This is a genomic window from Cognatundibacterium crateris (genome assembly GCF_010078235.1).
In the GTDB taxonomy this organism is placed as follows: Bacteria; Pseudomonadota; Gammaproteobacteria; order Burkholderiales; family Burkholderiaceae_D; genus Undibacterium; species Undibacterium crateris.
In genome coordinates this window covers 72062-85378 of sequence record NZ_JAABOS010000005.1, presented here as the reverse complement: position 1 = coordinate 85378, position 13317 = coordinate 72062, and the positions used below count along the sequence as shown (strand labels likewise).

At 52.7% G+C, this 13317-nt stretch carries 14 protein-coding genes; 1 reads left to right on the top strand and 13 read right to left on the bottom strand.

The genetic code is table 11. The features are described from left to right. Positions 1-145: 145 nt before the first annotated feature. From EYB48_RS11035 to EYB48_RS10990, 10 genes are all read right to left on the bottom strand, one after another. A complete protein-coding gene (locus tag EYB48_RS11035) occupies positions 146-1357 on the bottom strand; it encodes a THUMP domain-containing class I SAM-dependent RNA methyltransferase (protein WP_408057840.1) in 1212 nt (403 codons plus the stop codon). A gap of 132 nt (positions 1358-1489) precedes the next feature. Further along, positions 1490-1912, bottom strand: a complete 423-nt coding sequence (locus EYB48_RS11030) for a CopD family protein (RefSeq protein WP_162020401.1) — start codon at positions 1910-1912, stop codon at positions 1490-1492. A 39-nt stretch (positions 1913-1951) separates the two neighbouring features. Then, positions 1952-3220: a glutamate-5-semialdehyde dehydrogenase gene (locus tag EYB48_RS11025; RefSeq protein WP_162020400.1), complete on the bottom strand. Its 1269-nt coding sequence runs from the start codon at positions 3218-3220 to the stop codon at positions 1952-1954. 124 nt (positions 3221-3344) lie between these two features. Then, positions 3345-4364 carry a DNA polymerase III subunit delta gene (gene holA / locus EYB48_RS11020; RefSeq protein ID WP_162020399.1) on the bottom strand — a complete coding sequence of 340 codons (1020 nt, stop codon included), beginning with the start codon at positions 4362-4364 and terminating at the stop codon, positions 3345-3347. Positions 4365-4394: 30 nt separating this feature from the next. Next, positions 4395-4904, bottom strand: coding sequence for an LPS-assembly lipoprotein LptE (locus EYB48_RS11015; RefSeq protein WP_162020398.1), 510 nt, complete (start codon positions 4902-4904; stop codon positions 4395-4397). A 93-nt stretch (positions 4905-4997) separates the two neighbouring features. Continuing rightward, the gene (gene leuS / locus EYB48_RS11010; protein WP_162020397.1) at positions 4998-7634 is read right to left on the bottom strand and encodes a leucine--tRNA ligase; all 2637 of its coding nucleotides are present in this window, start codon (positions 7632-7634) and stop codon (positions 4998-5000) included. Between the two features lie 148 nt (positions 7635-7782). Beyond that, on the bottom strand, positions 7783-8226 hold the full coding sequence (locus tag EYB48_RS11005; RefSeq protein WP_162020396.1) for an ExbD/TolR family protein: 444 nt from the start codon (positions 8224-8226) through the stop codon (positions 7783-7785). Beyond that, on the bottom strand, positions 8223-8894 hold the full coding sequence (locus tag EYB48_RS11000) for a MotA/TolQ/ExbB proton channel family protein (protein WP_235935063.1): 672 nt from the start codon (positions 8892-8894) through the stop codon (positions 8223-8225). The genes EYB48_RS11005 and EYB48_RS11000 overlap by 4 nt, the downstream gene beginning before the upstream one ends. 51 nt (positions 8895-8945) lie before the next feature. Then, the gene (gene dapB, locus EYB48_RS10995) at positions 8946-9752 is read right to left on the bottom strand and encodes a 4-hydroxy-tetrahydrodipicolinate reductase (RefSeq protein ID WP_162020395.1); all 807 of its coding nucleotides are present in this window, start codon (positions 9750-9752) and stop codon (positions 8946-8948) included. A 119-nt stretch (positions 9753-9871) separates the two neighbouring features. Continuing rightward, positions 9872-10432 carry an outer membrane protein assembly factor BamE gene (locus EYB48_RS10990; RefSeq protein ID WP_162020394.1) on the bottom strand — a complete coding sequence of 187 codons (561 nt, stop codon included), beginning with the start codon at positions 10430-10432 and terminating at the stop codon, positions 9872-9874. Between the two features lie 76 nt (positions 10433-10508). Here EYB48_RS10990 and fur point away from each other — a divergent pair, with 76 nt between their 5' ends. Next, a complete protein-coding gene (gene fur / locus EYB48_RS10985; protein ID WP_162020393.1) occupies positions 10509-10955 on the top strand; it encodes a ferric iron uptake transcriptional regulator in 447 nt (148 codons plus the stop codon). A 118-nt stretch (positions 10956-11073) separates the two neighbouring features. On the opposite strand, the gene EYB48_RS10980 is transcribed toward fur, so the two are convergent. The 3 genes from EYB48_RS10980 to EYB48_RS10970 all read right to left on the bottom strand — a co-directional run bounded on the left by EYB48_RS10980 (position 11074) and on the right by EYB48_RS10970 (position 13289). Continuing rightward, the gene (locus EYB48_RS10980) at positions 11074-11457 is read right to left on the bottom strand and encodes a response regulator (protein WP_162020392.1); all 384 of its coding nucleotides are present in this window, start codon (positions 11455-11457) and stop codon (positions 11074-11076) included. Between the two features lie 66 nt (positions 11458-11523). Further along, a complete protein-coding gene (gene hrcA / locus EYB48_RS10975; RefSeq protein WP_162020597.1) occupies positions 11524-12543 on the bottom strand; it encodes a heat-inducible transcriptional repressor HrcA in 1020 nt (339 codons plus the stop codon). 35 nt (positions 12544-12578) lie between these two features. Continuing rightward, entirely contained in the window at positions 12579-13289 is a 711-nt protein-coding gene (locus tag EYB48_RS10970) for an HAD family hydrolase (RefSeq protein ID WP_162020391.1), read from the bottom strand. Positions 13290-13317 lie beyond the last annotated feature (28 nt).

Below are 13317 nucleotides of genomic sequence, written 5' to 3'. Positions count from 1 at the left end.
TTCTTACTTTTGACACGGCTGATGAGTCTGACTCATCTAACTATCCAAAATACCAGCGTAAAGCCGAGAGCCTAAAGCAAAACAGCCAGTTCTGCAGAGAGCCGGCTGTTTTCTTCATGCTATTGCTGATTCAAACCTGAAGCATTCAATCCTGCGCTTTAGGCTTAGCCTCTTCACGGCGGTTGAAGCCTGCCACCATATCGAAGCGGAACAAGCGGCATTCCAGCGCACCATTGAAAAACGGCGTTTTGCGTGCTTCTTTCAGGCGCAGCAGTTTTGGTACGCTCAGATCGGCGGTAAACAAAAACACACTCCAGCCGGCAAAGCGCTGTTTCAGCGTCGCGCTGAATGCACTGAAAAATTCTCTGGCCAGTTCATCCGACTCCAGATTGCTGTCACCACGCACACCGATACGCTCGCCGTATGGAGGATTAGTCAGCAGTATGCCGGGTTGCGTCGTCGGCGCTTTGATTTCCTGCGCCTCGATCTGCTTGAGCGGTACTTCAAAGCGAATACCTGCTTTATTCAGGTTATTGCGCGTCATGACCACCATGTCGCCGGAAATATCGCTGCCGAACAAAGTTGGCTCAGCCGGTAAAGGATGCGGCTTAGCCTGCGCCTTGATCGCATTCCAGGCATCCTGGTCAAACTGATGGAATTTTTCGAATGCAAATTCACGCTTCAGGCCTGGTGGTATGCCAGCCAGTATCTGCGCTGCCTCGATCAGGATAGTGCCCGAGCCGCACATAGGATCGAACAGCGGCGTGCCTGGTTTCCAGCCTGCGGTACGCAGCAAACCCGCCGCCAGATTTTCGCGCAAAGGTGCATCACCGGTTTCCAGACGCCAGCCGCGTTTGAATAAAGGCTCGCCAGATAAATCCAGATAAATCGTGAAATTTCTCGCATCCAGAAAACCGACGATGCGCATATCCGGATTGCGGGTATTGACCGATGGACGCTGGGTGAACTGATCGCGGAAACGGTCGCAGATTGCATCCTTGATTTTCAGCGTCGTGAATTCCAGGCTCTTGAGTGGAGACTTCACTGCAGTCACATCCACCCGTATGGTGTGGTGATAGCCAAACCAGTCTTCCCATGGCTGTTCCAGCACCAGATCATAAATATCGTTTTCATTGGCATAGCTGGAGTGGCCCATGCGCATCAATACGCGCGAGGCGATGCGTGAATGCAGGTTGATACGCCAGCCATCCTGCAGGCTGCCGGAGCAATGCACGCCGCCCGGCACCTGATTGTGGACAGCCATGGTTTTATCCATTGCTGCGATTTCAGCCAGCTCTTCAGCCAGCGCGATTTCCATGCCGCGCGGGCATGGACAAAAATAAGAGTAACGTGTCATGGGGAACCTTTTATCCGTTAAATAAACACAAGTACAAGCGCAAAAATAAGAGCAAAAATAAGCGCCAGGAGAAGGTGATGGTCTGAGCAAAGCTTGCTACCCGTTGAGAGCAAGCTTTGGATCAGACACCGTTCAGAACGGCTTCACCACCACCAGAATTAATACAACTAACAACAACAGTACAGGTACTTCGTTAAACCAGCGGAACCAGACGTGGCTGCGCGTGTTTTTGCCCTGTTCAAATTTTTTCAGCAAGCTGCCGCAGGCATGGTGGTAACCCAGCAGCAGCAAGACACACAAGAGCTTGGCATGCATCCAGCCATTGCCGGGACCGCGCCCGATACCGATGACCAGCCACAGATACAGCCCCAAAGCCAGCGCCGGAACCGCGAGTATGGTCATGAAACGGTAGAGCTTACGTGCCATCAGTAACAAACGCTCAGTACTGGTCGCATCATTTTCCATGGCGAGGTTGACCAGTATACGTGGCAGATAAAACAGCCCGGCAAACCAGGAGATCACAAACAGTATATGAAAAGCTTTAATCCAGAGCATACTGACTTTCAAAAAATGAGGGCAGATTAAGAAGCGATTTTACTGACGCACTTCACCATGACCAAACACGATGTACTTGAGCGAGGTCAGACCCTCCAGTCCTACCGGCCCACGCGCATGCAGCTTATCATTGGAAATACCGATTTCAGCACCTAAACCGTATTCAAAACCATCGGCGAAACGGGTCGATGCATTGACCATCACAGAAGCCGAATCCACTTCACGCAAAAAGCGCATGGCACGACTGTAGTCTTCGGTCACGATCGCTTCCGTGTGTTTGGATGAATAGTGGTTGATATGGGCAATCGCGGCATCCAGCTCAGGCACCACTTTCACCGCCAGCACTGGTGCAAGATATTCAGTACTCCAGTCTTCTTCGCTTGCCCGCACCAGATATGGGTAATCAGCCAAAATGGCCGCGGAAGCCGCATCGCAGCGTAGTTCCACCTGTTTAGTCTGGTAACGCTGAGCCAGTGCGGGCAGTATTTGTGCCGCGATACCTTCTGCCACCAGCAGGGTTTCCATGGTGTTGCAGGTACCGTAGCGGTGGCATTTCGCATTGAATGCGACGTCCAGCGCTTTTTGCTGGTCGGCCTTATCATCGATATACACGTGGCAGTTCCCGTCCAGATGCTTAATCATCGGTACGGTCGCTTCCTGCATCAGGCGTGCGATCAGGCTTTTGCCGCCGCGTGGCACGATCACATCGACATACTGCGGCATGGTGATCAGCTCGCCGACGGCAGCGCGATCCGTGGTCTCCACAATTTGCACCGCATCGGCTGGCAAACCGGCGCCGGATAAGCCTTCCATGACCAGGCCTGCGAGTGCACGGTTGCAGTGTATTGCCTCTGAACCGCCACGCAATATGGTCGCATTACCACTTTTAATGCACAGGCCGGCTGCATCCACCGTGACATTCGGACGGGCTTCATAAATGATGCCGATCACACCCAGCGGCACGCGCATTTTGCCGACCTGGATACCGCTGGGGCGGAATTTCATGTCAGAGATTTCACCGACCGGATCTGGCAAAGCGATCATTTGTTCGAGTCCGGTCGCCATGGTAGCGATGGCCTGATCGGATAAAGTCAGGCGATCCAGCATCGCTGCATCCATGCCATTGGCACGCGCAGCAGCCAGATCCTGCTCATTGGCAGCGCGCAAAATGGCAGCGTCACGCCGTATCGCTGCAGCGATCAGTTTTAATGCCTGATTTTTTGCCGCACTGTCGGCTTTCGCCATGGCGCGCGACGCAGCACGTGCCCGCTGGCCCAGCCCATTCATATATTGCTTGATATCGCTCATTTTTTTTGAGAGCCTGCTGCGCTCTCCCGGAATTGGCGGATGCCTGTGCATCCGAACTGGTTAATCATGTCTGGCTCAGAGCTAAGGCAAACGCTCTGGCGGCTGCAGTGCCGCCTGTAAGGCTTTACGCTGCGCGCGCGACTCTGAGTCCTAATTGTAATAGCGCATCCCAGGCATCGCCTGCAAATGCTTTACTGCGCAGACCTTTCACCATCTTATCGACTTGTGATGCTTCCTGCAGCGCTATCTGCAAGGTCTGCAGAGTGACGCGACGCAGTGCCGGGTCCATGAGTTTTTCTCTTGGTCCCCAGATCCTGAATTCTTTTAATAAGGCTGACAGCGGACGTCCCTGACTCATGCCGGTTTTCAGCTTCAGCAGGGTACGGATTTCTTCTGCCATGGCCCATAACACCAATGGTAAAGCTTCACCCTCACCTTTGAGGCCGTTGAGCATCCTGACCAGTCTTGCCACATCACCAGTCAGCATGGCTTCATTGAGTTTGAACACATCATAGCGAGCCACATTTAAGACGGCATCGTGGATTTGCTCAAAACTCAGCTTACCAGGCGGATGCAGCAAACCCAGCTTTTGAATTTCCTGATGCGCAGCGAGCAGATTGCCTTCAACCCGGTCGGCGATAAACTCCAGACTCTGGCGGTCGGCACTCTGCTGTTGCTGCCCCAGCCTTTGCTGTATCCAGCCCGGCAAATGGGAACGTTCGACCAGCGGAATATCGATATAGACCGCAGCCTGCTGCAGACTGGTCACCCAGGCTGCTTTCTGACTGGCCCAATCCAGCTTGGGCAGCGTGATCAGCGTCAGATTATCAGGCGACAGATTGGCCACATATTCCTGCAGAGCCTGAGCACCATCCTTGCCCGGCTTGCCGGAAGGAATACGCAAATCGATGAGTTTTTTATCACCGAACAGGGATTGCGACTGATTTGCGGCAAGCAGCGCACCCCATTTAAAGCTACGCTCCACACTCAGAATTTCACGCTCATAAAAACCCTGAGCCTTCGCCGCCCGACGGATTTTATCTGCCGCTTCCAGCGCCAGCAGATGCTCATCACTGGTCACTACGTAGAGCGAAGCCAGTGACTTCGCTAAATGCGGTTCGAGGGCGTCGTAGCGTAACTGCATAAATTTTCCGTAGCCTGCGCTGAGAGGCGCTTACTGATCTAATTTCACGACCGACAAACGGCGCATAATCTGCTGCACCAGATCGGTTTGCATATCGCGGTACAACAAGGCATCTTCCGCCTCTTTTGCCAGCACCTGTGACTCATTAAACGTCACCGTACGCTTAAACTGCATGCTGGCTGGCGCCAGATATTCTCGCCCATCGGGGCTGCGCAGGCGGAAGCTGAAGGTGTACAGCAAATTGTATTCGCGCACCCGGCCCTGGCTATTCAGCGACAGGATTTGCTTTTCCCTGCTTTCGCCCATCACTTCCAGTATCACCTGGGCCTTTTCCGGTGAACTCAGTATCTCTGTTTTTCCATTGGCACGAATCTGGCGCTTCAGTTCGCCACCTAAAGGCGAGGCATCAGGCAGGGCAATATACAAGCTGGAAAATGGAAAACTGACAGGGCCGCGCAAGGCGAAGCCACATGCGCTCAGGATAAAAACCAACTGCAACAGCAGCAGTTTTTTCACGACTGAACTCAGACCAATTCGCATGTGACGCACTCCGGAAATAAACAACATAAGCTAGATAAACTGCTGCGGCCAGATACTGAAGGCCGCAGCTTGGTTGGCGTTCAGGCTCACGCCTCAGGCAACGATATTGACCAGTTTGCCAGGGACCACGATGATTTTCTTCGGTGCGCCTTCCAGGAAGCGTTGTACTGCTTCCGAAGCCAGCGCAGTCGCTTCTATCGTTGCTTTATCGGCGTCCTTAGCGACCTTGATACTGCCGCGCAGTTTGCCGTTGACCTGAACCACCAGCTCGATTTCATCCTGTACCAGCGCGGCTTCATCCACGGTCGGCCACGGTGCATCGATGAGTTCGCCATGTTCCGCCACCAGACCAAGCTCCTGCCACAAAGCGTGCGTGATATGTGGGCATACCGGATACAAGGCACGCAGCAAAATGCCGAAGGCTTCACGCAATGCGAACTGATAGCCTTCCGCTTCCGATTTGAACGACTCTATCGTATTGAGTAACTTCATCGCGCCGGAAACAACCGTGTTGTATTGCAGACGGTCATAGTCAGCATCGATCTGCTTCAGGGTCAGATGGACTTCGCGTCGCAACACTTTCACATCGGCGGCAAAGGCTGGCGCGCTGGTCGCAGCCACGGCACCGGCGGCTATCGTATCCGACAGCTTCAGTGCTGAGGCCCACAGACGACGCAGATAACGCGACGCGCCTTCAACACCGCTGTTGCTCCAGGCTGCACTTTGATCTGGTGGACCGGCAAACATGGTGAACAGACGTGCTGTATCGGCACCGAACTGAGAAATGATGTCCTTAGGCTCGACCACGTTGTTCTTAGATTTGGACATTTTTTCTATGCCACCCATCTGTACCGGCTGGCCATCGCTCTTCAGGATGGCGGCAACCGGACGACCTTTATCATCATGCTGCACTTCGATTTCATTCGGGTAGAACCAGGTCTTCTTACCATTCGCCTCTTCACGATAGAAGGACTCATTGAGCAGCATGCCCTGCGTGAACAGATTTTTAAATGGTTCATCGATGCTGACCAGACCCAGATCACGCATGGCCTTAGTCCAGAAGCGCGCATACAGCAAATGCAAGACTGCATGCTCTACGCCACCAATGTACTGATCCATCGCCATCCAGTAGTCATTGCGTGCATCTACCATGTCGGTCGCATCCGGGCAGGTATAGCGCATGAAGTACCAGCTGGAATCGACAAAGGTATCCATGGTGTCGGTTTCGCGCTGCGCCGGTTTGCCGCATTTTGGGCAATCGACATGCAGGAAATCGGTACGGGTTTTGAGCGGATTGCCGGAACCGTCAGGAATACAATCCGTCGGCAATACCACTGGCAAATCTTGGTAAGGAACCGGCACATCACCACAGCTGTCGCAATGGATGATAGGGATAGGCGTACCCCAGTAACGCTGACGGGAGATACCCCAGTCGCGCAAACGCCAGGTAGTTTTCTTTTCGCCCAGACCTTTGGCTGCCAGATCAGCTGCAACCGCATCTACCGCCGCTTTGTAGCTCAGGCCATCGTACTTACCGGAATTAACGGTCAGACCTTTTTGCTTATCGCCATACCATTCGGCCCAGGCATCGGTCGTGAATTCTTCGCCAGCGACCTGCACCACTTGCTGAATCGCGATCTGGTATTTTTTAGCAAACGCAAAATCGCGTTCATCATGTGCCGGTACGCCCATCACAGCGCCGTCGCCATAAGTCATCAACACATAGTTACCGACCCAGACTTCAATTTGTTCGCCAGTCAAAGGATGCGTCACAAACAAACCGGTAGGCAGACCTTCTTTTTCCTTGGTCGCCATTTCCGCTTCGGTGGTGCCGCCTGCTTTGCATTCTTCGATGAAGCTGGCCAGTGCAGGATTGTTTTTTGCTGCCAGCGTAGCAAGCGGATGCTCGGCTGCCACTGCGCAGAAAGTCACGCCCATGATGGTGTCAGGACGGGTGGTAAACACAAACATTTTACCGTCTTGTACCAAGGCACCGTCCGCATCGCGAATATCATGCGTGAACGCGAAACGTACGCCTTCGCTCTTGCCTATCCAGTTACGCTGCATAGTGCGCACTTGTTCCGGCCAGCCATCCAGCGTATCTATGCTATTCAATAATTCATCGGCGTATTGAGTAATACCGAAGTAGTAACCTGGAATTTCACGCTTTTCCACCAAAGCGCCAGAGCGCCAGCCGCGGCCATCAATCACCTGTTCATTGGCCAATACCGTCTGATCAATCGGGTCCCAGTTCACCACCTGAGTCTTTTTGTAAGCGATGCCTTTTTCCAGCATTTTCAGGAACAGCCACTGGTTCCAGCGATAGTATTGCGGATCACAGGTAGCAACTTCACGGCTCCAGTCGAAAGCCAGACCCAGTGGTTGCATCTGGGATTTCATGTCTTCGATATTGGCGTAAGTCCACTCGGCCGGCGATTTTTTATAGGCGATCGCTGCATTTTCCGCTGGCAGACCAAACGCATCCCAACCCATAGGCATCAGTACGTTATAGCCCTTCATGCGCAGCTGGCGTGCCAGCATGTCATTGATGGTGTAATTACGCACATGGCCCATATGCAGCTTGCCGGAAGGGTAAGGCAGCATAGAACAGGCATAGTATTTCCCCTTGGGGAAACGTGGATCATTCTCCACCGCCTGATAGGCATTCGTGTTTTTCCAATGAGTTTGCGCCGCTTGTTCGACGTCGGATGGGATGTATTTTTCTTGCATGGCGTGGCCGGAAGTAGGTGCGGAAATAAACAGAACCTTTGATTATAACTGCTTCGGTCGCGACTGACGCAAAATTGCGCCTGCCCGCCAGCGTATCAACTGAACTGCACGTGGAAATCTACGCTAACTGTCTGACGGATGGAGAGACTCAGGGCCGGGCAGGCTGGGTGCTGTCAGTCACAAAACTGATCTGATTCAGGCCTGCAGCCTGGGCTGCCGCCATGACTTTTGCCAATTGTTCATAGGGGGTGGCCCTATCCGCCTGCAGGCTGATTACGGTTTGCGGTGACTGTCTGGCCTGGGTCTGCAGACGCACGGGCAATTCTTCAGCCGAAATCCGGCTGCCGCCCCAGTACAGGCTTTGGTCAGCCGCAATCGCGATTTGCACTGTCACAGCGGGCGCCGGTGCCGGACGGGCCTGGGTGGCGGGTAATTCCAGTTGAATCGCAGGCAGCATCAGCGGCGCTGCCATGATGAAAATGACCAGCAAGACCAGCATCACGTCGACCATGGGTGTGACATTGATGTCTGCCAGTGCAGAGTTATTTTCCTGGGCGGATGAACCGGTTTGACTGAAACGTCCTATGCTCATGCCGGGCCCGCAGGCTGAGTCGCACTGAAATGCGCATGTAAGTCATGGGCAAAGCCATCGAGCTGAGCCAGATGCAGCCGTATCTGGCGTCCCAGCGCGTTATAGGCCAGTAAGGCAGGAATCGCAACAACTAAGCCAAACGCCGTCATGATCAGGGTTTCTCCGACAGGGCCGGCCAGTTGATCAATCTGCACCGCACCGCTGTCTGCGATTTTCAAGAGTGCCTGATGGATGCCCCATACCGTGCCCAGCAAGCCGACAAATGGCGCACTGGAGGCAATCGAAGCTAAGACTGTGAGTCCTGACTCCAGCACCCGGGTTTGTGCCTGCAAGGCTTGACGCAAGGTAGCGCTCAGGCGATCGCTGAGCGCCGCAGGCCGCCCCAGATGCTGCGCAGGATGCTCAAGCAGGGGTGGCAATGCTGAGGCCAGAAACAAATAAGGAGAATGACGACCTGCCACCTGCAACAGTTGGCAGCCAGCCTGCAAATCCGGCGCTGTCCAGAATGCCGCGACACTGCGGGCACTACGCAACACAGCGGATAATTGCCAGGCCTTAGCCAGTATGATGGTCCAGCTAATCAACGACATCAGCAACAGCAGCAGCGCCAGTGCCTGGGCAAAGCTGTCTGCCTGTTGCCAGTATTGCGCAATAGTCTGACTCATCATCCTTCGCTTTCAGTCTGAAAACGCCTTGGTGTTACAAATCAGTCCGGGCGTTTAACGCAAACCCAGCACATCATACATATCGAATAAGCCAGTCTGCTTATCCTGCAGGAAGCGCACTGCGCGCAAACTGCCATGCGCATAAGTCACACGGCTGGAGGATTTATGGGAAATTTCCACTCTTTCACCGATGCCGGCAAACAGCACAGTATGATCGCCTACGATATCCCCGCCACGGATAGTCGCAAAACCGATAGAAGATGGATCGCGTTCGCCGGTGACGCCTTCGCGCGCAAACACGCCAACTTCATTGAGGTCGCGGCCTAAGGTATCGGCGATGACTTCGCCCATTTTCAATGCGGTTCCGGATGGTGCATCGACCTTGTGACGATGATGCGCTTCAACGATCTCGATATCGTAGCCATGCGAAAAACTCTTGGCTGCCATTTCCAGTAACTTCAAAGTTACGTTCACGCCCACGCTCATGTTAGGTGCGAATACGATGGCGGTTTTCTTGGCGGCTTCTGCAATTGCTGCTTTACCAGCCTCATCAAAGCCCGTGGTACCGATGACCATCTTGATACCATGCGCAGCGCAGTATTCCAAATGTTGCAGCGTACCTTCAGGGCGGGTGAAGTCGATGAGGAAAGCGGCATCTTTCAAGCCTTCAGCAAAATCACTGGAAATCAGCACGCCAGACGGCTTGCCTAAGGATAGCCCGGCATCGGTGCCCAGCGCCGGTGAAGCAGCCACGTCCAGCGCGCCTGCCAGCCGCATATCGCCAGCTTCAGCAATCGCTTCAACCAGCATTTTCCCCATACGACCGGAAGCACCGGCAACTGCAACTTTGATTTCGCTCATAATTTATTCTTCAGTCATGCTGTCATTCTTGCGGATGACGCGACAAGTTTCACGCCATCCTGAGTACTCAGTGTTGTCTCAGCTTTGTATGCACTGAGACAGTGCCTCTGCTGTCCTGCTTATTTTTTGTCTTTTTTCTTAGGTGTGCCATCCAGATCGGTCACTGATTCGACGCGATTACCGGTGAGTGCGGACTCGGTAATACGGGCCAGATATTCTTTCTCATTCGGCAGATTACCGCCTTCGAATTTCGATACCAGATTATTTTTAAAATGGATTGTCACCCGGCTCACTACGCGCTCACCATTTGGTTTGGTCAGATTGAAAGGATAATCCCAGCGGTCTTCATGAAACATATCTGTCAGCAAGGCGGTACCAAGCACGGTGCGTACCTGTTCACGATTCATGCCCTCTTTAATTTGGGACATCATTTCCTGAGAGACGAAGTTGCCCTGCTGCACAGTAACGCGATAGGGCGAGATATAGCCTAAAAACTTTTTAGCGCCAGTCGGGGCGTACACCTGAGTGCCAGAGGTGGCAGTCGCTGCAGGATCTGCTTTACTTGCATCATCCGCCAACAAAGGCGTCTTAGATGCGCAGGCGCTTAAGGCTGTCAGCAATAATATCGCTGCGAACCGGCCAGCATGGACTGGGATGGATTCTGAAAACAACATTCGCATAGGTAACCTCAGTAATCGAGCAACATGCCCTAAAACCCGATATCATAAAGCAGATAGCACTCTTTTGAATGAAAACATGACAAACAGCACCTCAAACCTGAAAGCCAGCGGCCTGAAAGCGACTTTACCCCGTCTGAAAATTCTGGAAATTTTTCAAAGCAGCAAAGTACGCCATCTGACCGCCGAAGACGTCTATAAAATTTTGCTGAATGAAAATATGGATGTAGGTCTGGCGACCGTCTACCGGGTGCTGACGCAGTTTGAGCAGGCGGGCTTATTGCATCGTAATCATTTTGAGACAGGCAAAGCGATTTTCGAGCTGAATGAAGGCTCACACCACGACCATTTGGTTTGCCTGGATTGCGGACGCGTAGAAGAGTTTTACGATGAGCAAATCGAGAAGCAACAACATGCGATCGCGCTGGATCGCGGCTTCAAAATTGCTGAGCATGCACTCGCGATTTACGGGAATTGCACCAAAGAAAAGTGCGAGCACAAAGAGAAAGAAAGCAAGGAAAATTAAATTAATTGCAATTAAATTTAATTACAAAGTAGCTGGATTTGCGCCCGACAGTAGCATCAGCGTGCGCTAATTTTGCACAATCAATTAGCTTTTAGTTATTTTTCTGTCTGCCGCCACATCATTTCCCCATTTTGGCGACGACGCCGGCCACGGTATCTATAATTTTCTGCGCATTAAATGGCTTCACGATGAAGCCATGTATGCCGGCTTTTACCGCCTCGCTGACGGTTTCCTGATCTTTGTTAGCGGTTACCATCAGGATGCGTGCCTCAGGCAGCATATCTTTCATTTTTGGCAAAATTTCCAAGCCACTGATTTTGGGCATCACAACATCCAACAGTATGATGTTGGGCCTCAGCTTTAGCGCGAGATCCAGGCCACTGCCGCCATCTGTGGCCTCGCCGACCACGTTATAGCCTTCGCCACGCAGCACAACACGCAAGACCTCGCGTGTGATGTCATTATCATCAATCAACAGGATAGACACATTTTTGTTCATCATATTTCTCGTTAATTAGACCAGATACGAAAACAAAGCCAGCGTGTTGTTCACTTCAGTATAGCGGGCTTATTGGCTCAATGCGTTAGAAAGCAGCTTGGCCGTAATATCTACGATAGGAATCACACGCTCATAAGCCATCCTGGTTGGGCCTATCACGCCCAAAGTACCGACTATTTTGCCATTTACACCATATGGCGCCGTCACGATACTCATTTCATCCATAGGCACTAATTGCGACTCACCACCGATAAAGATCTGCACCCCGGTGGCCTTGCTAGAGACGTCAAGCAACTGCAGCAGACCACTTTTTTGCTCAAACATATCGAATAACTTGCGCAAAGAACTCATGTTCGACGATAGATCCTGCACATTCAGTAAATTACGCTCACCCGAAATCACCATGCCGTCTTCCTGATCGGATAAGGCGTCACTGCCGGCCTCGACCGCGGCCTGCATCAGCCTGGTCATATCCGTCTGTAACTGACGTAATTCGCCGTTCAGACGTAACCTGGCTTCATCAAAACTGATACCACTGAAATTCTGGTTCAGGTAATTGGCCGCCTGCGTCAGCTGGGACGGACCATAATCTACGTCGGTCAGCAATAAGCGGTTATGTACTTCGCCGTTGGGCGCCACCACCACCAGCAAAATCCGTTTTTCAGACAAGCGTAAAAATTCGACTTGCTGAAATACAGAACCGGTTTTCGGCGTCATCACCACCCCGGCGAACTGTGACAGAGATGACAATATCTGCGCCGCGTTGGCGATAATTTTCTGTGGCGGTTGAGACAAGCTGCCGGGCTGCAGACGCGATTCCAGCTCAATTTCACTGATTTCCTGCACCGTGAGCAATTCATCAACGAACACGCGATAGCCGCGTGGTGTGGGTACCCGCCCAGCCGAAGTATGTGGACTGGCGACAAAGCCCATCTCTTCCAGATCGGCCATCACATTGCGTATCGTCGCCGGTGACAACTCCAGACCGGATATGCGCGACAAGGCGCGTGAACCGACCGGCTGACCGTCAGCAATATAACGTTCAACCAGGGCTTTTAATAATGTTTGAGCACGGATATCAAGTTGCATCATGTCATTCTAAACCAAGCTGTCACAGGGACAGCTTATTGTGTCTCAAGTGTCTCAAGAATTTGCACCAGTTCATGCAAATTACTTACCTGCAGGTCTAACTGTATATGCGCCGCTTCGGCAGGAAGCGCAGACTGGGAGTGGCGATACATCCAGGCACTGCGCAAGCCCGCCTGTTGTGCGCCCAGCACATCCAGTTGTAAATCATCGCCGACATACAGTGTCTGTTCCGGCAACACGCCTAAGGCATCGCAGGCGGCATGAAAAATCCGCGGATCGGGTTTGGCGCAACCAAAGCGGTGCGCGGCCAATGACACCTGAAAATGCGGCGCCAGCCCAATCTGCTCCAGATCCGCAAATCCATTGGATACCGTCCCCAACTGAAAGCGCTGTCCCAGGCTTTGCAAACCTGTCTGCACATCGGGGAACAACTGCACCTGATTGCGTGCATGGGCAAAAACCTGCATTGCCGCATCGGCGCGCGACTCTGGCTCAGGCTCGCCATGCTCGCGAAATACCTGGGTCAGCAAAGTATGGCGTAAGGCCCACAAATCATAAGTAAACCGGGTGTCGGTGCTGACCAGCTGATTGCGGCGCTGACGCAGACTGTCTATGCTATGTGCCTCACAGACCGCCGGAGTATGTAGACACATCCAGTCATACAGGCTTTGCTCAGCATGCCGGATGACAGGTGCAACTGGCCATAAGGTGTCGTCCAGATCGAGTAACACCGCTTTTATTGTCATATTCAGCACTCATTTGATTCAAAACTCT